The following is a 23,107-nucleotide window of genomic DNA, read 5'->3' on the forward strand; positions in this document are numbered from 1 at the left end:
CCGGCGGTGCGGGGCTCGAGTACGGGTTTCTAGAGCGCCGTGACCTTCAGCACCAGGGCGTGCTCCGGGTTGATGTTGGGCATCGGCAGCCCGACCTCGGCCAGGAACCGTCCGCTGGCTTCCGCCCCCGAACCTAGCCAGGCCGGCGGCTGGATCTGGGTGAAGGTGTGGCCATAGTCGGCGTCCGCCGGGGCCGGGAAGATGGCCTCCACCCGGTAGCGGCGTGCCGGGTCCAGCCCGGGCAGGGCCACCCGCCCCAGCAGCTCGGCGAACGAGGTGCGCGTGCTCACCAGGGCGAACAGTGCCGCCGTCGAACCCGAAACAACGGAACTGGCAGCATCGGCCACCACACCGTGGAGCATCAGCGAATCGTCGGGGACGTCGGCCCGGACCATCCGGCCGCTGTGGATCAACCCCCGGTGCTCCTTGTACAGCGCGATGAAGCGCTTGAGCTCCTCGCGCTGCCCGCCCTGCACCTCCCGTACGTCCCATTCCATGCCGAAGTGGCCGAATAGCGCGGTGATGGCACGGAAGGACAGGTCGTGGGTGCGGGCGGTGGTGTGCGAGGTGGTGGGGCCGATGTGCCCGCCCACCAGTTCGGGCGGAACCACGACGCCGGTCCACCGCTGGATGGTCTGCCGCTCCAGGGCGTCGTTGCAGTCCGAAGCCCAGAGGCGGTCGGTGCGGTCCAGGATGCCGAGGTCCACGCGGGCCCCGCCCGAGGAGCAGCTTTCAATTTCGACGCCGGGATGGGCCTTCCGGAGCTCCTCGAACAGGCGGTAGGCGGCGAGGGTCTGCTCGTGGACGGAGGAACGCCCGGCGTGCCCGTGCTCGGTGAGGTCCCGGTTCTGGTCCCACTTGAGGTAGCTGATGTTGTTTTCGCGCAGGAGCGCGTCGATCCGGCCGAAGACGTACTGCCAGGCCTCCGGGTTCACGAGGTCGATGACGTGCTGGTTGCGCCAGGCCAGCGGCAGCCGTCCGCCGTCCTTGTGCGAGGCGGCGGCCGGCCCCACGATCCAGTCCGGGTGCGCCCGGGCGACGTCCGAGTTGAGGTTGATCATCTCGGGTTCCACCCACAGGCCGAACTCCATCCCCCGGGTCGTGACGGCCTCGATGAGCGGCGTCAGCCCGTCCGGCCACAGTGTCTCGTCGACGAACCAGTCGCCCAGGCCGGCAGTGTCATCGCGGCGGCCGCGGAACCAGCCGTCGTCGAGGACGAAGCGCTCCACCCCGAGGTCGGCGGCCGAGTCAGCGAGTTCGACCAGGGTGTCCAGGTTGTGGTCGAAGTAGACGGCCTCCCAGGTGTTGAGCACCACGGGGCGCGGCTTGCCGCCGCCGGCAGCCGGGAGAACATGGTGCGGGCGCGCACGGAACCAGCTGTAAAACGCCTCGCTGATGCCGTCCAGGCCGCGGTCCGAATATGCGGCGAAGAGCTTGGGCGTGGCGTAGCGTGCGCCGGGCTCAAGAATGACCTCGGCCGGACCCAGCAGCTCGGAGCCGCCGATCACGGTGCGCCCGTCGGCGAGCGTGTCCGCGAACTGTTCGTGGTTGCCGCTCCAGGCCAGGTGCGTGGCCCAGACCCGGCCGTGGCGGTTGCCGAAACCGGCGGTGCCGGCCGCGAACAGCAGCGAGGAGTCGTGCCCGGTGCGGCCGTGCCGGCCGCTGCGCACCCAGGTGCCCTGCTGGATGGGGCGGCGCTGCGGGTGCCGTTCCCGGCACCAGCGCCCGGTCAGGTCCAGAAGTTCGACGGCGTCGGGAGACACCGGGAGGACAGCGGCCAGTTCGTCGAGCTGGAACGGCGTGGTTCCGGTGTTCGTGACGGTGTGCTGCAGTTCCAGCAGGCCGCCGTCGTGGAGGGTGAGCGTGGATTCGACCGTGATGCCGGCGTCGGCATCCTGCTGGACGACGGCGGCGGAGCTGCCGTTGACGGTGGCGCGCACGGTGCGCAGGCGAACGGAGAAGTCGAGTCCGGAGACGCCGTCGGCAAGCCGGTGGCCGCGCAGGGCCGGCCGGCCGCGCCAGCTGGAGGACGCCTGCGGGAGCAGCCCGGCCGGGACGGTGACGTCGACCGCGGAGTTGGGGATGGCCGGCGTGAGGATGGAAAGGTCCGGGAGCTCACCGCCAAGGTCGGCACCCCAGTGGATGACCTCGGCTTCCCCGCTGTTGAAGCTGATCACCAGGCTGGTGCCGGTGGAACGGAGGTGCAGGGGATCCATAGGTAAGTCTCTTTCGTGAAAAGCAGATAGGTATGTGGGGTGCTGCGGGGCCGGGCGCGGTGTGCGCTGTTCCGGCCCCGCAGGGATGGTGCTGTGTGGATGCCTGGACTTTGATTCTCGCCCAGTTGGGCCACTACTTGAAGAGGGAGTTGACCTGGCCGTTGGCGTCGGTGAGGCTGCCGGCGTCCTTCTTGCCGGACAAGACGGCGTCCATGGCCGGCTTCATGATGCCGTCCACCTTCGCGGCCTTGTCAGCGATGGGGAAGAGGAAGGTGGTGCCGTCCTTGACGTGCTGCGTGAATGCCGAGACGTCGATGCCCTTGGCCTTGAACGCGGCAGCGGCCTTGTCCGAGGAGGTCTTGAGGGCAGGGAAGACCACAGCCTTGGAAGCGACGACGTCCTGGCAGGCGGAGGATGCGAGGTACTCGACCCACTTGGCCGAGGCCGCCGGGTACTTCGTGCCGGCAAAGATGGAGTCCGCCAGGCCGTTGAACATGCTGGCGCGCTTGCCGTTCGGTCCCTTGGGGGTGGGGGCGATGCCGGTTTCGACGCCCTTGTAGCTGGTGTACTGGCCGATCATCCAGGAGCCGTTGGTGTTGATGGCTGCCTTGCCTGCGCCGAAGGCGTCCGCAACGCTGGCGCCGACGGTGGTTTCGAGCTTGGGCATGTAGCCCTTATCGGCCAGCCCCGCCCACCACTTGATGGTGTCCTGGAACTTGGGGTCGTCGTAGTTGAACTTGGTGCCCCATGGGTTCTTGTCCGTGTGGGTCCAGCCGGTGGTGGCGGAGAGGAAGCTCCACTGGGTCTGGCCCTGGCCCGAACCGGAGGATTCCAGGCCGAGTCCGTAGACGGCCACGTTGTTCTTGTCGAAGCCGGGCTCGTCGCCGCGCTTGCCGTTCTTGTCCACGGTCAGGTGGGCGATGGCCTTCTCGTAGCTGCCGCCGTCCTGCGGGTTCCAGTCGAGGTTGCCCAGCTGTTCCTCGGTGTAGCCGGCGTCCTTGACGAGCTTCTTGTTGTAGAACATGGCCACGGTGTCCCAGTCCTTGGGCAGGCCGTAGCGCTTCCCGTCCTGGCCCACCCAGAGGTCCGCCAGGCCCTCGTTGTAGCCGTCCAGCTTCACGCCGTCCTTCTTGACCGCGTCATCCAGGGGGAGCAGCTGCTTCTTCGCGGCCAATTCGGGGTACTTGGACAGGTGGTCGGCGAAGACGTCCGGCGCGGTCCCGGCCACGAAGGCGTTGGTCAGCGTGGTCCAGTAGTCGTCCCAGCCGCGCTGGGTGATCTTGACCTTGATGTCCGGGTTGGCCTTGGTGAAGTCCGCGGCGCACTGCTGGTAGGCCGGGAGCTGGTTGGCGTCCCACAGCCAGTAGTTGATTTCGCCCTTCGCCTCGGACGAACTGGCGGAGGAACCGCCTCCACAGGCGGAGAGGGACAGGGCGATGGCTGCGGCGGCAGCGACGGCGCCGATGGTTTTCTTCATGATGGACCTTTCGTGGGGGTTCACGCTGTGTACCGGGGATGAAATGGGAGGGGGTTACTTGATGCCTGAGAAGCCGATGGAGTTGACCACCTTCTTGCCGAAGGCGAAGAAGAGGAGGAGTACAGGCAGTGCGGCGACGATGGTTGCGGCCATGAGGCCGGACCAGTCGGGGGCGCCCTGCGGTGACTGGGACTTGAACACGCTCAGGCCCACGGTGAGAACGCGGACGTTCTCGTCCTGGCCCACCAGCAGTGGCCAGAAGTATTCGTTCCACTGGCCGATGAAGGTCAGCAGGGCAAGGGTGGCCAGCGGTGCGGCGGCGTTGGGCAGCACGATCTGGAAGAAGATGCGCAGGTGCTTGGCGCCGTCGAGCATGGCGGCCTCCTCCACCTCACGTGACATGTTCAGGAAGAACTGCCGCAGGAAGAAGATGGCGAAGGGGGTCATGAACAGGAACGGCAGGGCCAGGCCGGCGAAGGAGTTGAGCAGGCCGAGGTTCTTGATGAGCAGGAAGTTGGGCAGCGCCGTGAAGATGGGCGGAACCATCATGGTGGCGAGGAACAGTGCGAACACCTTGTCCCGGCCGGCCCAGCGGAGCCGGGCGAAGGCGTAGGCGGCCATCGCGCTGAAGAACACCTGGCCCGCGGTGGTCACCGTGGAGAAGACGACGGAGTTGCGCAGGTACAGCCAGAAGTTGATGTTGGCTCCGGAGCCGCCGTCGGCGATGGCCTCCTCGGCGGACTGCATTCCGAAGACCCGCTTGAACGCGCCCCAGCTGAAGTCCGCGGGAAGGAGATTCGAGGCGTTGGACGCCAGCGAGTGGTTGCTGGACAGTGCGGTCCGCAGCATCCACAGGAACGGCAGGACGGTGACCAGGAGGGCGAGGATGACGAGTGCCCAGGCTCCGGCGCGGCGCCAGTTGATGGCCTTGCGGGTATTCCGGGCGGTGCGGTTGAGAATCTGCGTGGTCATGGCGGGGGTTCCTTAGTCCAGGTCCGATTCGTTGCCCTTGAGGAACTTCATCTGGACGAAGGCCACCAGGGCGAGGATCAGGAAGAGAATGACGGAGAGGGCCGACGCGTACCCGAAATCCGACTCACCGAAGGCTTTTTGGTAGATGTACATCTGGATGACGCGGGAGGCGTTGACCGGGCCGCCGTTGGTGGTGACCGCGACGGTGTCGAACACCTGGAAGGAGCCGATAACGGTGACCACCAGGACCAGTGCCAGCACGGGGCGGAGCAGCGGCGTGGTGATGGACCAGAAGGTCCTGGTGGGGGAGGCGCCGTCCAGGGAGGCCACCTCGTAGACGTGGTTCGGGATGGACTGCAGGCCGGCGAAGATCAGCAGGGCCGTGTAGCCCATGTGGCGCCAGACGTTGACGGCGGCGATGGTGGGGATGGCCCACTGCTCGCTGCCGAAGAAGGCAATGCGGGGCAGTCCCAGCGAGCTGATGACCTCGTTGACGATGCCGAGCTGGTAGTCGAGCATCCAGAACCACAGCAGCGCCACAATCACATTGGCGACGAGGAACGGGAGCAGCAGCGCCCCGCGGATGAAGGTTGACTTCGCCACCCGGTGCATCAGGAGCGCCAGGCCCAGGGCGATCACGGTCTGGAAGCCGATGTTCAGGCCGACGTACTGGACGGTCACGCCCATGGCGTTCCAGAACAGCTCGTCCGCGAAGATCGACGTGTAGTTCTTGATGCCGATCCACTCCGGCTCGCCCAGAATGCTGTATTCGGTGAAGCTCAGGTAGATGCCGCGCAGCGTGGGCACCAGGTAGAAGGCCACAAAGCCGATCATTGCCGGGGCGATAAACAGCAGGGCGATCTTCAGGTCGCCCAGGCGGCTGACGCCGCGGCGGAGCCTGCCGGGCCGTGCCGGCCGTTGAGCGCTCCTGGCTGGGGGGTTCTTGGTAAGGGTGGTCATCATCGACCCTTCCTGGGTGTGTGATGGAACTAACAATCGCCAACGAATCTACACGAGTAGATATGACTGCGCAAGGACTGTTTCCTTGCCATTACTGGACTAACTTTCTCCAACGTTGCAGGCGTTGACTCGAGTAGATTCTGATGCAAGACTGTGGCGCAAACATGTGCGCGTGCCGGAAAAGCGGTGCCGCCCGGATCCTGAAAGGCAGGAACAATGGCGTTTTCAATCGGAGTAGTCGGCGTGGGGCAGTTCGGTGGCCAGTTCGCCCACCTCTTCAACCTCCACCCCGGGGTCAGCGAGGTCTTCGTCGTGGACGAGCGGGCGGACCGGGCGGCCGAGGCGGTCGCACAGTATGACCTTGCCGGCTCCATCGGCACCTTCGACGAGCTGCTGGCGTCCGACGTCGACGCCGTGGCCATCTTCACGCAGCGGTGGACCCACGGACCGCTGGTGGAGCGGGCACTCCGGGCCGGAAAGCACGTCTACTCGGCCGTGCCCATGGCCGTCACCGAGGACGAGATCGCGAAGATCATCGACGCCGTCCGCGAGACCCGCAACGTCTACATGATGGGTGAAACCAGCTACTACAACCCGGCCACCGTCTATGCGCGCGAGCAGCACGCGGCCGGCCGGTTCGGGCGGGTGTTCTACGCGGAAGGCGACTACGTCCACGACATGGACCTGGGCTTCTACGACGCCTACCAGTACAGCGGCGGGGAGCGCTGGAAGGAAACCGCCAGCTACCCGCCCATGCTGTACCCGACCCACGCGATCGGCGGGGTCCTCGGTGCCCTGCCGGCGCACGCCGTCAGCGTCAGCTGCGTCGGCGTGAAGGACGACCGCCAGGACGGGGTGTTCGACAAGGACATCAGCATGTTCGGGAACGACTTCTCCAACGCCACGGCCCTCTTTGAACTGAACGACGGCGGTGCCATGCGGACCAACGAGATGCGCCGGGTGGGCTACCCCTCGCACATCCGTGAGTCCCGCTTCCGCTTCTTCGGCACCGAGGCCAGCTTTGAGCAGCTGGCCAAGGTGACGGTGTGGCAGGACAAGGCCAATGTCCACGACATCTCGGAGCAGATGGAGTCCCGGCCCAGCGTGCCCCTGGACGATCCGTCGCTCGCCAATGTGGCGCCGGAACTCCGGGACGCCTTCGTGTCCGGGCTGGCGCCGGTGCATGACAGCGAGAGGCTGCCGCAGGAGTTCCGCGGCGCCCCCAACGGCCACGAAGGCAGCCACCAGTTCCTCGTGGACGACTTTGTCACGGCGGTGAACACGGGCTCGCTGCCCCCGGTCAATGCCTGGACGGCCGCACGCTACACCCTGCCCGGCATCGTGGCCCATGAATCGGCCCGGCGGAACGGTGAACGCCTCCCCATCCGCGACTTCGGCGATGCCCCGGCCGCGCTCTAGGACGTGCTGTAGCTAGCATGGACACTATGACCATTCCGGCAGTGCCCGCCCCGCGGACCCAGGTGACCCGCAAGGACGTTGCCCGGTACGCCGGGGTGAGCACCGCCGTCGTCAGCTACGTGGTGAATGGGGGGCCGAAGAAGGTGGCGCCAGCCACCCAAGCGAAGGTCCAGGAGGCCATCCGGCAGCTGGGCTACCGCCCCAACGCGGCGGCGCGGGCCCTGAAACTGGGGTCCAGCGAAACGATCGGTTTGGTCATACCGGACAACAGCAACCCGTTCTTCTCGATGCTGGCCCACGCCGTGGAGGACGCGGCGGGGGCACTCGGGTATGCCCTGGTGCTGACCAACTCGGACGGCGACCTGGCCAAGGAGCGCCGGAACATCCGGAACCTGGCTGCCCGGCAGGTGGACGGGGTGGTGCTGGCCAGCGTCCTGTTCGAACCGGACCTGGCGGACCTTGAGTCCGCAGAGATCCCGTCCGTGCTCCTGAGCCACAGCGGGAGCCCGGCCGGGATCACCACGGTGGGCGTGGACCTGGCCAAGGGGGCGCGCACCGCCGTCGAGCATTTGATCGGCCACGGCCACACCAACATCGGCCTGGCCATGGGCACCACCACCGGCAACGAAGCGGACGCCCGCGAAGAGGGCTGGGTGCAGGCGCTGCGCGACGCCGGGCTGCCGGAAGGCCCCATTGCCCGCAGCGCCTTCACCCGGGTTGGCGGCTACGCCGCGGGGAAGCGGTTCCTGGCGTCGGGTCACCGGCCCACTGCCATCTTCGCCAGCTCCGACATGCAGGCCATCGGCATCCTCCGCGCATTCCACGAGGCCGGCCTGTCCGTCCCGGAGGACATTGCGCTGGTCTCCTTCGACGGGTCAGAGGACGCCGAGTACTCCTGGCCGACGCTGACCACCGTGGAGCAGCCGGTGCGGGATATGGCGGAGGCCGCCGTCCGGGCGCTCGTCGGCGCGGACCGCGGCGAGCCTGCGCAGCACCGCGTCTTCCCGACGAAGCTCCTGGTCAGGCAGTCCTGCGGCTGCCCGTAACTGCACGGGCCGGCCGCTACACCAGCCGAAGCCGGCCCACCCGGTCGCGGAGGATCCGCTGGGCGTCGGGGGACAGGCCGGAATCGCAGATCACCTCGTCGGCTTCCTCGAGTTTGGCGATGGTGCTGATGCCCTGGGTGCCCCACTTGGTGTGGTCCGCCAGGACCACCACCTTCCGGGAGGCGGCGATGAACGCGCGGTTGGTCTCGGCCTCCAGCAGGTTCGGCGTCGTGTAGCCGGCGTCCGCATCCATGCCGTGCACGCCGAGGAACAGCAGGTCCAGGTGCAGCTGGCTGAGCGCCGCCGTCGCGATCGGTCCCACCAGGGCGTCCGACGGCGTGCGCTCGCCGCCGATGAGAATCACCGTTGACGCGTGGCGTCCGGAGCCCGGGGCTGAGGCATGGTGGAAGAGGTCGGCGATCTTCACCGAATTGGTCACCGCCGTGATCCGGGGGCCGTTGGCGAGCTCCTTGGCCAGCGCCCACGTGGTGGTGCCCGCGCTGAGGGCCACCGCCATGCCCTCGTGGACCAGGGCGGCTGCCTCCAGCGCGATGGCGCGTTTCTGCGCCGTCAGCTGGGTGGACTTCAGCTCGAACCCGGGCTCATGCGTGCTGGCATCCCCGGGCAGCTTGGCGCCGCCGTGAATCCGCTCCACCTGGCCGCTTTCCTCCAGCATCTCGATGTCGCGGCGGACCGTCATCAGGGACACACCCAGCTGCTGGGCGAGGTCCGACACGCGGACCACCCGCTCGCGCCGGACGGCGTCCACTATGGACTGGTGGCGGGCCGCGGGAAGCATCGGGATCCTTTCGCTGGATGAAACCTCGTACTGCCCATCATCGCCTAGCCCTTGCTGGAACCCAGAGTCAGGCCCGCAACAAACTGCCGCTGCAGGAGCAGATAGACAATGAGGGTGGGAATGACCGTGATGACCGCGCCGGCCGCGAGCAGGTTGTAGTTGTTCAGGAACTCGCCCTGGAGGTTGTTGATTGCCGTGGTGACGGGCAGCCGGTCGCCGCTCTGGATGAACAGCAGGGGCCAGAAGAAGTCGTTGTAGATGAAGATGACTTCCAGCGTTGCCAGGGCCGCGAAGGCCGGCCGGCACAGCGGCGTGATGATTTCCCGGTACTGCCGCCAGATGCCGGCGCCGTCCACGAGCGCGGCCTCGGTCAGGTCGGCGGAGAGCGCCTTCATGTAGTTGGACAGCACGAAGGTGCAGAACCCCATCTGGAACGCCATGTTCACCGCGATGACGATGATGTACGTGTTCAGCATGTTGCCCGAATCGCTGAAGGAGTAGGGCACCTGGAAGTGCTTGGCCATCTCGAACAGCGGAGCGGCCAGCACCTGGGGCGGCAGCAGGTTCCCCGCCGTGAACATGATGAGCAGGGCGACGTTGAACTTCCAGCTCACCCGGCTGACGGCGAACGCCATCATGGAGGCGAAGAAGAGCACCAGCAGGACCGCCGGAACGCAAATGATCACCGAGTTCCAGAGGTACTTGGCGAAGCCGCCCTGCGTCCAGGCCTGGATGAAGTTGTCGAAGTTGAAGTCGCCGGCCACGCTGAAGTAGCCGTGCTCGTTGGTCGAGGCGATCGGCCGCAGCGCGGTAAAGACGGCCCAGAGCAGGGGGATCAGCCACATGACCGCCATGGCCGTCAGGAAGATATGCGTGCCGTAGTGCCGCTTCGGCTTGCTGCCGGAGCGTCCGGTTTGCCCGGTCACGGCCGTGCCGGTGGAGACGGCGGCGCTCATGCCCTGTTCTCCCGTCCGAAGGTGCGGCTGAGGTAGAACACGATGGGCACGAGGGAGATGACCAGCAGGACCACCGCAAGGGCGGATCCGACACCGATCACCTGGCCCTCGCCCACGAGGTTCTGGATCACCAGGGCGCTGAGGAGCTCCAGGCCGTTGGTGCCGCGGTTGATGACGTAGACGACGTCGAACGCCCGCAGGGACTCGATGATGGTGATGACGACGATGACGATGTTGATGGGCCGCATGGCCGGGAACACCACGCGGAAGAAGGTCTGTCCCGCGTTGGCCCCGTCGATTGCTGCGGCCTCCTTCAGGCTGGGGTCCACGCCCTTGAGCCCCGCCAGGTACAGCAGCATGACGTAGCCGGCGTGCCGCCAGGTGGCGGCGATCATGGCTGCCCAGATATTCACCGAGGAGTCCCCGAACCAGTCGACGGCCTGCGGCGTCCCGGAGGTGCCGAGCAGGAAGTTCAGCAGGCCGTTGTCACGCTGGTAGAACAGCTGCCAGATGATGCCGATCAGTGCCAGCGACAGCATGACGGGCGTGAAGAAGATGCTTTGGTAGATCCTGCTGCCACGGATTTGCTGGTCGAGGAGCACGGCCAGGAGCAGGCCCAGCGGGGTGGCCACCAGGGCCAGGAAGGCCAGCCACAGCAGGTTGTGCTGGATGGCCGGCCAGAACGGCGGATAATCCTGTGAGATGTACTGGTAGTTGTCCGCCCCCGCCGGCCGGATGTCGGTCAGGGCCAGGCCGTTCCAGCGCGTGAAGCTCAGCCCGATGGACATGACCGTGGGCAGCCACACGAACACCAGCTGGATGAGGGTGGGAATGCCCACCATCAAGGCAAGGACGGCCTTGTCCCGGGTCGAGAGCCGGCGGACCTTTCCGCTGCGGACCCGCTTCGCCGGGGCACCGGAGGGTTCCCGGGACTCCGGCGGGACGAGGTCTCGTGCTGTTGCGCTCATGGGAGGGTCCCCGGCCGCTACTGGGCCGCGTACAGCGACTTGGCCTGCGCCTCAAGGTTCTTGACGTCCATCTTGCCGTCCTTGAGGAAGGTCTGCAGGGCCGGGATCATGACGTTGTTGGCCATGGCGGGCAGGGCATCGCGGTCGAAGAACTGGCTGATGGACTTCGCCTGCGCGATGGTGTCCGCGCATTTCTTGTTCAGCGGGGTGAACTTGGAGGTGTCCGCGCCCTTGGCGGTGGCGATGTTGGAGGCGTCCACCGAGGCGTAGATGTCCTGCCCCTCGGGGGTGCCGATGAATTCCATGAACTGGTGAGCGGCCGCGTTCCCACCGCCCTTGGTGGACAACAGCAGCCCGTCGATGGGTGCCTCCACCGCGTCGCGCCCCTCGGCCGCGATCTCCGGGAAGGCGAAGAAATCGATGTCCTTCAGCACCGCGGGATCGGTGAACTGCTGCGTGACGAACGAGCCGAGCAGGTACATGCCTGTCTTCTTCGCAGCCAGCGCCCGCGCCGCGTCCTGCCACGTCTGGCCGAGCGCCGCCGGATCCTGGAAGGGGAGCAGGGCGGACCAGGTGTCGAAGACGTCTGTCACCTTCTTCTGGTCCCAGGACTCCTTGTGGGCGCACAGGTCCACGTGGAACTGGTAGCCGTTGAGGCGCATGTTGATGTAGTCGAACGTGCCCATGGCGGGCCAGCCGTCCTTGTCCGCGAAGCCGATCGGAATGATGCCGTCGGCCTTCATCTTGGCTGCCAGGGTCTTGAGGGCATCGAAGGTTTCAGGCACCTCGTATCCCTTGTCGGCCCACACGCTCTTCCGGTAGAAGAAGCCCCACGGATAGTTGTAGTTGGGGACGAAGTACATCTTCCCGTCCGGACCGGTGGACGCCTTCTTCAGGGCGTCGGAGAAGTTGCCGCCGATCTTGGCCCAGACGTCATCGACCGGTGCCAGGAGCCCTTTGCCCGCATAGAACTGCATCCGGTAGCCGGCGAACCAGGTGAAGGCGTCGTCCGGCGAGCCCTGCAGGTAGGAGTTGATTTTGTTCTGGAAGTCGTTGTGCGGCACCACGTTGGTGCGGACCGTCTTGCCCGTCTTCTGGGTGAACGCGTCGGTGACTGCTTGGTACGCCTTCTTGGGAACCTCGTCGGAGGAGCCGGAGCCGAAGGTCAGCCCGGAGGATTCCGAGCCGCCGGCGGATGGTCCGCTGCCGCCGGTGCACGCCGCCAACAGCGGCAGGCCGGCCAGGCCCGCGGCACTGATGCCCATTGTTTTGAGGAATGTCCGCCGGGCTGGCCCGGCGCTGGTGGACGCTTCCGGATGTGGTGCCATGATCTCTCCCGGGGAGTGGAGTCTTGTGACATGTGTCACATATCACTGACTATAACCTCGCAAAAGGGAACAGGAAAGATCGCAAAACAACACGCGGCGCTTCCGACGGCGGGACCTCCGTGAGAGCGAAAAGGCAGGGCCCGTCCGGGGTTCCGGACGGGCCCTGCCTCGGGTTAGGCGTTTACTTCTTCAGTGAGGCGGCGATCTGTTGCATGACGGTGTTGTCGGCGAGGGTGGTGGCGTCTCCGACGTCGCGGCCTTCGGCGACGTCCTTGAGGAGGCGGCGCATGATTTTGCCGGAGCGGGTCTTGGGCAGCTCGGGGACCACGAGGATGGTCTTGGGTTTGGCGATCGGGCCGATCTCCTTGCCGACGTGGTTGCGGAGGTCCTGGACGATCTGGTCGCCGGAGTCCACGGCGTCGCCGCGGAGGATGACGAACGCGACGACGGCCTGGCCGGTGGTTTCATCGGTGGCGCCGACGACGGCGGCCTCCGCCACCGCCGGGTGGGAGACCAGGGCGGACTCGATTTCGGTGGTGGAGAGCCGGTGCCCGGAGACGTTCATGACGTCATCCACCCGGCCCAGGAGCCAGATGTCGCCGTCCTCGTCCTTCTTGGCGCCGTCGCCGGCGAAGTACATGGTTTCGAACCGGGACCAGTAGGTGTCCTTGAACCGTTCCGGGTCGCCCCAGATGCCGCGGAGCATGGCCGGCCAGGGTTCGCGGATCACCAGGAACCCGCCGTGCCCGTCCGGGACGGAGGCGCCGTTTTCGTCCACGACGTCCACGGCGATGCCGGGCAGCGGCACCTGCGCGGAGCCGGGTTTGGTCTCGGTCACGCCGGGGAGCGGGGCGATCATCTGGGCGCCGGTTTCGGTCTGCCACCAGGTGTCCACGATGGGTGCCTTGTTGCCGCCGATGACGTCGCGGTACCACATCCAGGCCTCGGGGTTGATGGGTTCGCCCACGGAGCCCAGGACCCGGATGGAGGAGAGGTCGTACTTGTCCGGGATGTCCCGGCCCCACTTCATGAAGGTCCGGATCGCGGTGGGGGCGGTGTAGAGGATGGAGACCTTGTATTTTTCCACGATCTCCCACCAGCGGCCCTGGTGCGGGGAGTCCGGGGTGCCTTCGTACATGACCTGGGTGGCGCCGTTGATGAGCGGGGCGTAGGCGACGTAGGAGTGTCCGGTGACCCATCCGACGTCGGCCGTGCACCAGTACACGTCCGTTTCGGGGTGCAGGTCGAAGACGGCCTTGTGGGTGTAGGCGGTCTGGGCGAGGTAGCCGCCGGTGGTGTGCAGGATGCCCTTGGGCTTTCCGGTGGTGCCGGAGGTGTAGAGGATGAAGAGCGGGTGTTCGGAGTCATGCCCGACGGCGGTGTGCCCGGCCGAGGCTGCTCCGACGGTGTCCGCCCACCAGTGGTCCCGGCCTTCGTGCCAGTCCACGTCCTGGCCGTTGCGCTTGACCACCACGACGTTCTGCACGGTGTGGCCGGACTGCTCGAGGGCGGCGTCGACGGCGGTCTTCAGCGGGCTGGGCTTGCCGCGCCGGTAGGTGCCGTCCGCGGTGACCACGAGCTTGGCCTCGGCATCCTCGATCCGGGACCTGAGCGCGTCGGCGGAGAACCCGCCGAACACCACCGAGTGCACCGCGCCGATCCGGGCGCAGGCCAGCAGGGTGATGACGGCCTCGGGGATCATCGGCAGGTACACGGCGACGCGGTCGCCCTTGGCCACGCCGAGGGACTCGAACGCGTTCGCGGCCTTCTTCACCTCCTCGGTGAGCTCGGCGTAGGTGTAGGAGCGGGAATCGCCCGGCTCGCCCTCGAAGTAGATGGCCACCCGGTCGCCCAGGCCGTTCTCCACATGCCGGTCCAGCGCGTTGTAGGCGGCGTTGACCTCCCCGCCGACAAACCACTTCGCGAACGGCGGATTGGACCAGTCAAGGGCTTCGGTGAAGTCCTTGCTCCACGTCAGCAGCTCACGGGCCTGCTTCGCCCAAAAAGCCGGCCGGTCAGCTGCCGCCTCCTCATAGACCTCGGCGCCCACCACGGCGTTGGCGGCGAAATCCGCGGACGGGGCAAACTTGCGGTTCTCATGCAGCAGGTTTTCAAGAGCATCGCCCTGCTGGCTGGGTGTGGCAGCGGTGGCCGTCGAGCCGGGGGTGTCCTGGGACATGGTGAACCTCATCATTCATCGATCTTTGCTGCGCGGTGCGCCGGTCCCGGCCATTGCCCGGCCGTCGCATGGCGGCGGGCAACGGCCCGTCGCGGACAAACCGCAAAGAGCTGTTCCGAAACCAGACTAGCGCCTCCGGCATCGGCGCGTGGGCCGCGTCACATGGCGGGCCGTGAACGGTGCCCATTTAGCGGTGAACGGTTCTTTGGAAGAGCTGTGCGGCTTCTGTGACCGCGCCGCACCGCGGCCAGTCAGCTAGTGAAGCACCCTCCACTTGGCTAGGCTGAGATGGACTCGTGACAGTGGCCGGAGGCAGCCAGACCGCTTGTGGTCAGGCTCCGGCCGTAGGGCGGAATCACGCAACGGACGCCAGTCCGGGCGCCGCCACGCTAAGGAGAACAGAATGAATCAGGAAAGCCACGGCCAGCCGGGCCAGCAGGGCACGGCCCAGCAGGGCACCGGCCAGGCACCGCAGGGGGCGGGACCGTCCGGGCGGCCGGAAGCGCACAATGCTGCGCCGAACTTCATGAAGCAGCAGGGTGTGCGGAATGAGGCCGTTGCTGGACCCTTCACCGTCCGTGACCTGACCGTCTTCGCAGCCACCCTGGTTCTCTTCATTGCATCGTTGATCCCGATGTTCGCCGTGCGCTACAACCTGTGGAACCTGGGAAGCCTCTTCTTCCTGGGGCTTGGCGTGGTGCTGCCGCTGATCGTTGCCGCGCTGTTCGCCGCCCGCCGGCTCGCCCCGGACACGAGGGTCCGCATCGGCTCCCTCTCCGTGGACCAGTTCGGTTCAGTGGTTGCCTCTTTCGCCGTCGGCTTCTTCTTCCTGTCCGTCGCCGGCGCCTACACGCCCAGTCTGCTCGTGGCGCTGATCGGTTCCCTCGTGCTGCTGGCCGCCACAGTGCTGGGCCGTTACATCCCGTTCTTCGCGGGCGACTTCCTGGACCGCACCGAGGTGCCGGCCCACATCATGGCGCGTGACTCGGCTGTCCCGGTCCGCAAGCCCAAAGCACCCAAGGAACCGAAGCCTGCCGCCGCCAAGCCGGGTACTTCTTCCGCGGGCGCCTCCGCCGGAGCCGCCTCGGCCGGCGTTTTCTCCGGCAGCGCTGCTGCCGCGGGCACGGGTCCTGAATCCCGCGGCCCTGTGTCTCACGGCCCTGTGTCCCACGGTGCGACGGCGGTCGGCCGGCCGGGGCAGGGTGCGGCCCAGGCCGGAACCGCCGGCGCCGTAATTCCCGGTGCTACAGCTCCCATTGCCGGAGCAGCCGGCGCAGCGCCGGCGACCGGAACATGGCCCGCCGCCAACGCGGCCAGCATTGCCGCGGCGTCCCCGGAAACGGGACAGGCCGCCGCGGTGCCCACGGGCACAGAAACGCCCGCGCAGGCGGGTGGCGCCGGTGCAACTGCGGCAGTGCCGTCTGCCAAGGCCGACGCCGGCGCCGACGTAAAGCAGGCCATACCGGAGGCCGAGCAGACCCAGCCGGACGCAGCCACGGTCGCCCCGGCGGCCGGCGCAGCAGCGGCGGCCGCAGGAGCGGCCGGGGCAGGAGCCGCCAGTGCAGGAGCGGCAGGCAAAGCTCCTGCAACCGAGGCCAAGCCCGACGCTGTCGCGCGGGAAGCAGAAGCTTCGCGGGAAGCAGAGGCGGCCCGGGCGGCCTCGGCCACGCCTGCCACCGCCGTTCACCCGCGGGTGGAGCTGCCGGAGCAGGCGCGGTCGCAGGAACCAATCGGCGCCACTGTCGACCCCGCGAGCCGGCCGGAGGAGTCCGAGCAGGAGCAGGTCCACGAGGCCTTCTGGTTCGCCGTGGCACAGCACCGCACCGCCGTCGACGAGCGCACCGGCGCACCGCTGTTCGGAATAGAACCCGGTGGCTGGGTCCTGGCGCTTGAGGACCGCGGGGACGAGTTCCTGGTCCAGCACACGGACGGCCGCGTGGGCGTCCTGCGCGACCTCAGCAACATCGAGCGCGGCTAGCCGGCCGCCGTGGCCGATTCAGCTTCGCGCCGGCGCGGTACGCCGGGCACCCCGGTGGGCCCCGCGCCGGCTGCGGTTTCCGGGGACCCCGTCCCCGCCGAAATCCCCGCGGAAAGCGGGCTGGCGGCCAGTCCGCCGGCCCGCTCCGGCGAGTCGCCCCTCGCCCTGAAACGCCGGGCGCGCCGGATCAACAGGGCCCTCGCCGAACAGTACCCATACGCGCACGCCGAGCTCGACTTCCGGAACCCCTTCGAGCTCCTCGTGGCCACGGTGCTCTCCGCGCAGACCACGGACGTGACGGTCAACCTGATCACGCCACTGCTTTTCTCGCGTTTTCCGGACGCCCGCGCCATGGCGGAAGCGGACACCGAGGAGCTTGAAGCCATCATCAAGCCGACGGGGTTTTTCCGCGCCAAGACGCGGAACCTCCTCGCGCTGGCGAACCGGGTAGTGGACGAGTTCGACGGCGTGGTGCCCGGGCGGCTGGAAGACCTGGTGACACTTCCCGGCGTCGGACGGAAAACCGCGAACGTGGTGCTGGGCAATGCCTTCGGCATTCCCGGCATCACGGTGGACACCCACTTTGGCCGCCTGGCGCGGCGCTTCGGCTGGACGGAGTCGGACGACCCCGTCCGGATCGAATCCGACGTGGCCGAGCTGTTTGAGCCCCGGGACTGGACCATGCTGTCCCACCGCGTGGTGTTCCACGGCCGGCGGGTGTGCCATTCCCGCAAGCCCGCCTGCGGCGCCTGCGCCGTGGCCAACTGGTGCCCCAGCTTCGGTTCGGGCGAGACGAACCCCGCCAAGGCCGCGAAGCTGCTGAAGTATGAACTGGCGCCCGGAAACGAGGAGCTCCTGTCGAAGCTGCTGGCTGAGACGCACCGCGCCGCCGAGATCCGGATGGAATCGCAGCGGAGGCCGCAATGACAGCACGCCAGGACCTGGTGGACCTCGTCGACTCAATCCGGGCGGGAACCGGTCCTGCCCGGAATCCGTACTGGCGCAAGCTCACTGTTGACGAATCCGTCGCGCGCAAGGCGGCCGTCCTGATCCTTTTTGGTGCTCTGGACGATGTGCCCGCATCCTCGGACCAACCGTTCGTTGCCGCCGATCTGGACGTCCTGCTCCTGGAACGCGCCCACACCCTCGATGACCACCCCGGCCAGGTGGCCTTTCCCGGCGGCGGAATCCACGTAGGTGAGACGCCGGTGGAGGCTGCCCTCCGGGAAGCGGAGGAGGAGACCGGCCTGGACCCGTCCGGCGTCGAAGTGCTGGGTGCGCTGCCGGAGCTGGCCCTGCCGCGCGGAAACTTCCTGGTGACTCCGGTCCTTGCCTGGTGGGCGTCGCCGTCGCCGGTCCGGGTGGTGGACTACGGCGAGTCGGCCCAGGTTTTCCGGGTACCGGTGCGGGACCTGCTGGATCCCGAGAACCGCACCATGGCGGCTGTGACCCGCCTGGACCAGACGTTCCAGAGCCCGGCGTTCACCGTCAACAGCCTCGTGGTCTGGGGATTTACCGGCATGATCCTGAACGAGCTGTTCGACCAGCTGGCCTGGGCCGTTCCGTGGGACCGGACCAGGCTTCACCCGCTGGACCTCTAGGCTGTACTGCCGGCTTTAGTGCTGCGACTTCCGCAGATCCACCACCAGGCCGGTGGCGGCGTTTTCACGCAATGCGTTGATGCCGGCCACTACTCCCGAAACGCTCTTGAACCGCGGCGACTCTGCCACGATGTTTCCGTCCCCGTCCATGAGGCGGAATTTGTAAGACTGATCGCTATCCTGGTGAACTTCGAACTTGCCCGCCATTGGCGTGGAAACCCCCTGCTGATGCTTCGTCGCACGTGCCGGGCCAACTTATTGCCACTGCCCGGCCACGAATGACCTTAGTGGCCCACGCCACACAAAGCCAACTACTGGCCGGTACATTACTCGGTACAACCCTGTATTCCGTGTGACTTTTGTTTCCACTCGGCAGCGGCTATTGTCCTGCCGCACCCCGGGCAGGCCGGCGGTCAAGCGCCCCGTTTCGGTCCGCGGGCCGGGCCGGGCGCTACTTGGCGTTGTCGTAGGAATCGACGACGGCGACGCTCACCGGAAACTCGACCGGAATGGACCCGAAGAGGAGCTCCTTGGCGGCGTTCGCGGCCTCCTCGATGGCGCGGATGCAGGCGTCAACAGCGGAATCGGGGGCGTGGACCATGACCTCGTCATGCAGGAAGAACACGAGTTCCCCGGTGGCTGAACCGTCGGCACGCATGGTGCGCAGCCGCCGTCGTAATTCCGCCAACCAGCAGGCAGCCCAGTCCGCCGCCGAACCCTGGACGACGAAGTTCCGCGTGAAACGCCCGCGGGACCGGGCGATGGCGTCCGCACGGCGCTGCTCCTCCGCGGACGTGGACCGCTGGCTGAGGAACCAGCGTTCCGACGGCGGCGGGCCGCTGCGTCCGAGGCGCGAGGTGACGGTCCTTCCGGCCTCGCCGTCGCGGGCGGCCCGCTCGACGAAACCCACGGCGCGGGGGTACGTCCGCGCCAGCTGCGGCATCAGGCGGCCCGCTTCGCCGGAGGTGGCCCCGTACATGGCGCCGAGCAGGGCCATTTTTGCCTTGCTCCGGTCGCCGCCGAACCCCTTGGCCGCGATCCCAGCGTAGAGATCCTGGTCCCGGGCGGCCTCGGCCATGGTCGAATCCTGCGCCAGGGCGGCGAGGACACGGGGTTCCAGCTGGGACGCGTCGGCGACGATGAGCTTGTGGCCCGGGTCTGCATGCACGGCGCCGCGGACCTGGCGGGGGATCTGCAGCGCCCCGCCGCCCCGTGACGCCCAGCGGCCCGAGACGACTCCGCCCACAACGTATTCGGGCCGGAATCTCCCGTTCCGCACCCACGCGTCCAGCCACGCCCAGCCGTTGGCGGTGTGCAGCCGCGACAGTTTCTTGTAGGCCAGCAGTGGTTCAATGGCCGGGTGGCTGGACTCCTTCAGCTCCCATTGCCGCGTGGACTTCACCTCGATGCCGTTGCGGTGCAGGGCGCGCATCAGCTCTTGGGGCGAGTCCGGATTCAGGGCGGGTGCGTTCAGCAGGCCCCGGAGCTCGGTGTTGAGGGCTTCGAGCTTGGCGGGGCGGTGGCCCAGCGGCGGACGCGGGCCCAGGTGCTCGGCCAGGAGGTTTTCGTGCAGTTCCTCGCGCCAGGGCACGCCGGCATGCTGCATCTCGGCCGCCACCAGGGCGCTGGCCGATTCGGCGGCGAGGAGGAGCTGGAGCCGCTGCCTCCTGTTGCTGCCACCTGCGGCTGGTGCTGCGGCCGCTCCGGGTGCTCCGGCCGATGACAGGGCCTCCTGCTGGGCTGCGTATTCGGCCCGCAGCTGGGCCAGGGTCTGCCGCGGTTCGGTGGCCGTGCCCGGGTCATCGAAGAGCGCGCCCTGGTCCGCCGGCGGAGGGGGCGGCTGGAGCAGGCGCGGCGGCTGCAGGTCGTCGTCCTGCGTGAGCTTCTCGGCGTTCCTGGCATACGGGGTGTGCGCCGTGAACTCGGAATGGGCGAGGATGGCGCCGCATAAGGAGAGGTCATAGCAGCGTTCCACGTCGACGCCCGCCGTCAGCAGCGACGGGTACCAGTCCTGGGTACGGTGCCAAATCCAGCGCGGGCGCCGCTTCTCGAGTTCGCGGACGACGGCGCCCAGTCCGGCTCCGCCGTTGGGTGCAGTTGCATCGGCGCCGGGTCGCTCTGCCCCGTGCGGGGAAAGGCTGACGATCCGGGGTTCTGGATTCTCGGGGTGGGGGTGCCCTGCCGCCGTGAGTTGCTGTATGGCTGCGCCGTCGGGGTGGGCGGCGAGCAACAGATACATGTATCCAATTCTGCCCTGCCGCCGTGCTGTTCGGCGCCGCGCCCGGTGCTGTGAGCCAATGGTTTTCCACATACGCTCATTCGCCTCTGACGCGCAGCCGGTCTCTTGGGCACAGTTGCTGCATGAGCAGGCACCACGCCCGGAACCGGCGACCCCCCGCAGACCCCGACAGTGTTGTGCCGGATGCTGAGGTGCCTGGTGCGCAGCGCAGGCCGGCTCCGGCCGGCCCGTTTACCGGTTCCGAACCGGGAACCTGGCTTCCCGCTGACGGGGGCGACGTCCTGCTCGTCACTGGCTTCGAATATCTGCGGGGCGAGGTCGAACGGATTGTCGCGGCGGCAGGCGGACGGCTCCGGGTTGTCGACGACGTGGCGGAGGCCGCGCCATTCTGGGATTCCGCAGCCGACGTCCTGGTCGGCAGCGATGTCCGGGAACTGCCGCCCCGGCGCCGCGCGCCAGCCGTGCTGGTGGGACTGAGCGGGGAAGGGGACACCCTATGGCATCTGGGCGCCGCCTTGGGTGCCCAACGCGTCGCGGTTCTCCCCGACGCCGCCGCGTGGCTTGCCGAGTACCTCAGCCGGTCACGTTCACCGGAAGCCGGAGGCCTGGTGCTCGGGGTTACCGGCGGGTGCGGAGGGGCAGGTGCCACCACCGCTGCGGCGTGGCTCGCACAGGCGGCAGCTGAACTCGGTGCACGGGTCCTGCTCGTGGACGCCGATCCCTGGGGCGGCGGTCTGGAACTGGCCTTGGCGGCGGAGGAATCCGCGGGCCTTCGCTGGCCGGACCTCGCCGACGCCAGTGGCAGCATCGACCCGCAGCAGCTGGCAGACGCCTTGCCCGTCGCCGGCGGGTTCTCGTTCCTGTCCTGGCCAGGGAGCAGGGAACGGCCAGCCCCCGTGGACCCGGTCACCGTGGGAGGCGTCCTCGACGCCGCCAGACGTGGATACGAAGTGGTGATCGTCGATATCGGCCGCAGCGCCGAGCCGCTGCGCACGTTCGCGTGGGACTGTGACCGCCTCCTGGTTGTCGTCCCCGCCCAACTGAAGGCTGCAGTTGCCGCTGCCCGGCTGCTGCAGGAGCTTCCGCCCGTCGAATCCGCCCTTGTCATCAGGGGCAAGGCCGGCGCGGCGCTGGATGCCGCCCTCGTCGCCGAATCCGTGGGACTCCCCCTGCACGGCGTGATGCCGGAAGTGCGGGGCACAGCCTCGGCCACCGAGCTGGGCCGTCTGCTGGACCAGGGCAGGCGGAAGTCTGTGCGGCGCTTCGCATCCTCCGTGCTTGGGCTCCTCGCCGGCGATCTGCAGGTGGGGGATCTCCGGTGAGTGCCCATCTGGGAGTGCCCGGGGCGGGTGCCGATACCGGCGGCCGCGCCGCAGCAGCGTTCCCCGGCGCACCGGCTTCCCGTGCCGCGCTCGCGGAGACTCCCGGCCGGCGGCGCGCGGCCAGGGTCCTGGACGCGGGGCTTCTTGAGACAGTCCGCGAGTCGGTCATGGCGGATGCCGGTCCGGTCACCCCGTCGCGGGTGGCAGCCGCAGTGCAGGCCACCGGCAGGCTGCTGGGCACAGCCGGTTCCCTCGCCGCGGCGGAACGCATCAGTGCCGAGCTCAACGGCCTTGGGCCGCTGCAGCACCTGGTTACGGATCCGTCGGTGACGGACATCTTCGTGAACGCCCCGGACTCCGTCTGGCTGGACAGGGGTCGCGGCATCGAACGGACATCCGTGGCCTTCGCGGGGGAGGCCCAGCTCCGGGCCCTTGCCGCCAGGCTGGTGGCATCGGGCGGCAGGCGTCTGGACGACGGATCGCCGTGCGTCGATGTCCGGCTCGAGGGCGGCTACCGGGTCCATGCGGTCCTGCCGCCCATCTCGGCGGCGGGCACGCTGCTCAGTATCAGGATCCGGCGGGAACAGGTCTTCACCATGGACGAGCTCCGGGACGGGGGCATGTTCGGGCCGCTGGTTCAAAGGGTTCTGGAGCGCATGGTGGAACGGCGGCTGAGTTTCCTGGTCAGCGGAGCCACCGGCTCCGGAAAGACCACCCTCCTGTCTACCCTGCTGGGGCTGTGCCATCCGGGGGAGCGGCTGGTCCTGATCGAGGACGCCTCGGAGCTGAACCCGGTACACCCGCACGTGGTCTCGCTGGAATCGCGGCACGGGAACCTCGAGGGAGGCGGCGCCGTGGATCTCGGGGAACTTGTCCGTCAGGCCCTGCGGATGCGGCCGGACCGGCTGATTGTGGGGGAGTGCCGCGGCTCCGAAGTGCGCGAACTCCTTACGGCCATGAACACCGGCCACACCGGAGGCGGCGGCACCATCCACGCCAACGCCGCCGGTGCGGTCCCGGCCAGGCTTGCTGCCCTCGGAGCCCTGGCAGGGCTTGGACAGGATGCCGTCCGCCTGCAGGTGGCCAGCGCCCTTGATGTGGTGGTGCACGTGGCCCGGTCGAGGCACGGACGCCATGTTGCGTGCATCGGCATCCTGACCGAGCGGAACAGTGGCCTCGATGTCGCTGTGGCATTGGACGTTTCAGGCGGCAGGCCGGTCCCCGGGCCGGCGTGGGAGGTCCTTGCCCAGCGGCTGGCCCTTGATCCTGGCCTGGGGCTGGACAAAGCCATCCCCGGTGCCGACCCTGCAGGCGACTTCATCCCCGCGCACGAGCACATCCATGCGCACGACTCCAGCCGCGGTTCAGGTCCTGCCGGCGATGCGGGGCCCGTCCGGGACCCGGGCCCGGCTGGGTCAGACCCCGCGTTCCGTCGGGCTTCCCGTCCCGGTGCCGACCAAGCCAGCGATGCAGGCTCCCTCCGCGACTCGGGCCTGGCCGCACCGGCCCGGGCTTCCGGTTCCGTCCATGACTCGGGCCTGGCCGGGCCATCCCGCGTTTCCGGTTCCGTCCGCGACTCGGGCCTGGCCGGGTCAGGGCTTGGGGAGGCGGAGCAGTCTCTCCCCGGCGCGGTTGCAGGGCCGACGG

At 68.0% G+C, this 23,107-nt stretch carries 17 protein-coding genes and 1 pseudogene; 7 read left to right on the forward strand and 11 right to left on the reverse strand.

The genetic code is table 11. From position 1 onward, the window contains the following. Positions 1-29: 29 nt before the first annotated feature. From R5O87_RS17765 to R5O87_RS17780, 4 genes are all read right to left on the reverse strand, one after another. On the reverse strand, positions 30-2,216 hold the full coding sequence (locus R5O87_RS17765) for an alpha-galactosidase (protein WP_410557223.1): 2,187 nt from the start codon (positions 2,214-2,216) through the stop codon (positions 30-32). Positions 2,217-2,349: 133 nt separating this feature from the next. Beyond that, positions 2,350-3,693, reverse strand: a complete 1,344-nt coding sequence (locus R5O87_RS17770) for an ABC transporter substrate-binding protein (RefSeq protein ID WP_410557224.1) — start codon at positions 3,691-3,693, stop codon at positions 2,350-2,352. A gap of 54 nt (positions 3,694-3,747) precedes the next feature. Then, positions 3,748-4,665, reverse strand: a complete 918-nt coding sequence (locus tag R5O87_RS17775; protein ID WP_410557225.1) for a carbohydrate ABC transporter permease — start codon at positions 4,663-4,665, stop codon at positions 3,748-3,750. A 12-nt stretch (positions 4,666-4,677) separates the two neighbouring features. Beyond that, positions 4,678-5,625 (reverse strand): carbohydrate ABC transporter permease, encoded by a 948-nt coding sequence (locus R5O87_RS17780; RefSeq protein WP_410557276.1) that lies wholly within the window; start codon positions 5,623-5,625, stop codon positions 4,678-4,680. 216 nt (positions 5,626-5,841) lie between these two features. Here R5O87_RS17780 and R5O87_RS17785 point away from each other — a divergent pair, with 216 nt between their 5' ends. Together R5O87_RS17785 and R5O87_RS17790 are read left to right on the forward strand one after the other, a co-directional pair. After that, positions 5,842-7,044 carry a Gfo/Idh/MocA family protein gene (locus R5O87_RS17785; RefSeq protein ID WP_410557226.1) on the forward strand — a complete coding sequence of 401 codons (1,203 nt, stop codon included), beginning with the start codon at positions 5,842-5,844 and terminating at the stop codon, positions 7,042-7,044. Positions 7,045-7,070: 26 nt separating this feature from the next. Further along, entirely contained in the window at positions 7,071-8,090 is a 1,020-nt protein-coding gene (locus R5O87_RS17790; RefSeq protein ID WP_410557227.1) for a LacI family DNA-binding transcriptional regulator, read from the forward strand. Between the two features lie 16 nt (positions 8,091-8,106). Here R5O87_RS17790 and R5O87_RS17795 read toward each other — a convergent pair whose 3' ends face one another. The 5 genes from R5O87_RS17795 to acs form a co-directional block, all read right to left on the reverse strand. Then, the gene (locus tag R5O87_RS17795; RefSeq protein WP_410557228.1) at positions 8,107-8,889 is read right to left on the reverse strand and encodes a DeoR/GlpR family DNA-binding transcription regulator; all 783 of its coding nucleotides are present in this window, start codon (positions 8,887-8,889) and stop codon (positions 8,107-8,109) included. 44 nt (positions 8,890-8,933) lie between these two features. Continuing rightward, positions 8,934-9,845 (reverse strand): carbohydrate ABC transporter permease, encoded by a 912-nt coding sequence (locus R5O87_RS17800; RefSeq protein WP_410557230.1) that lies wholly within the window; start codon positions 9,843-9,845, stop codon positions 8,934-8,936. Then, on the reverse strand, positions 9,842-10,813 hold the full coding sequence (locus R5O87_RS17805; RefSeq protein ID WP_410557232.1) for a carbohydrate ABC transporter permease: 972 nt from the start codon (positions 10,811-10,813) through the stop codon (positions 9,842-9,844). The genes R5O87_RS17800 and R5O87_RS17805 overlap by 4 nt, the downstream gene beginning before the upstream one ends. Positions 10,814-10,830: 17 nt before the next feature. Further along, positions 10,831-12,141, reverse strand: coding sequence for an ABC transporter substrate-binding protein (locus R5O87_RS17810; RefSeq protein ID WP_410557233.1), 1,311 nt, complete (start codon positions 12,139-12,141; stop codon positions 10,831-10,833). 181 nt (positions 12,142-12,322) lie between these two features. Further along, entirely contained in the window at positions 12,323-14,320 is a 1,998-nt protein-coding gene (gene acs, locus R5O87_RS17815; RefSeq protein WP_410557278.1) for an acetate--CoA ligase, read from the reverse strand. Positions 14,321-14,723: 403 nt separating this feature from the next. Between acs and R5O87_RS17820 the strand changes: the two genes are divergently transcribed. The 3 genes from R5O87_RS17820 (at position 14,724) to R5O87_RS17830 (ending at position 17,899) form a co-directional block, all read left to right on the forward strand. Further along, positions 14,724-16,298: a hypothetical protein gene (locus R5O87_RS17820; RefSeq protein WP_410557234.1), complete on the forward strand. Its 1,575-nt coding sequence runs from the start codon at positions 14,724-14,726 to the stop codon at positions 16,296-16,298. Between the two features lie 102 nt (positions 16,299-16,400). Beyond that, a complete protein-coding gene (gene nth, locus R5O87_RS17825) occupies positions 16,401-17,225 on the forward strand; it encodes an endonuclease III (protein WP_410557280.1) in 825 nt (274 codons plus the stop codon). Further along, complete coding sequence (locus R5O87_RS17830) at positions 17,222-17,899, forward strand: NUDIX hydrolase (RefSeq protein WP_410557235.1); 678 nt, start codon at positions 17,222-17,224, stop codon at positions 17,897-17,899. The genes nth and R5O87_RS17830 overlap by 4 nt, the downstream gene beginning before the upstream one ends. Before the next feature lie 15 nt (positions 17,900-17,914). Here R5O87_RS17830 and R5O87_RS17835 read toward each other — a convergent pair whose 3' ends face one another. After that, positions 17,915-18,049: a DUF1508 domain-containing protein gene (locus tag R5O87_RS17835; RefSeq protein WP_308410992.1), complete on the reverse strand. Its 135-nt coding sequence runs from the start codon at positions 18,047-18,049 to the stop codon at positions 17,915-17,917. A 301-nt stretch (positions 18,050-18,350) separates the two neighbouring features. Next, a complete protein-coding gene (locus R5O87_RS17840) occupies positions 18,351-20,138 on the reverse strand; it encodes a bifunctional 3'-5' exonuclease/DNA polymerase (RefSeq protein ID WP_410557236.1) in 1,788 nt (595 codons plus the stop codon). A 281-nt stretch (positions 20,139-20,419) separates the two neighbouring features. Here R5O87_RS17840 and ssd point away from each other — a divergent pair, with 281 nt between their 5' ends. Both ssd and R5O87_RS17850 read left to right on the forward strand, forming a co-directional pair. After that, positions 20,420-21,460 carry a septum site-determining protein Ssd gene (gene ssd / locus R5O87_RS17845; protein ID WP_410557281.1) on the forward strand — a complete coding sequence of 347 codons (1,041 nt, stop codon included), beginning with the start codon at positions 20,420-20,422 and terminating at the stop codon, positions 21,458-21,460. After that, positions 21,457-22,728 (forward strand): annotated as a pseudogene (locus R5O87_RS17850) (TadA family conjugal transfer-associated ATPase); the annotation flags it as partial. The gene ssd and the pseudogene R5O87_RS17850, both read left to right, overlap by 4 nt. Between the last annotated feature and the right edge of the window lie 379 nt (positions 22,729-23,107).

The sequence above is a fragment of the Arthrobacter globiformis genome (genome assembly GCF_046536215.2).
Taxonomy (GTDB): Bacteria; Actinomycetota; Actinomycetes; order Actinomycetales; family Micrococcaceae; genus Arthrobacter; species Arthrobacter globiformis_E.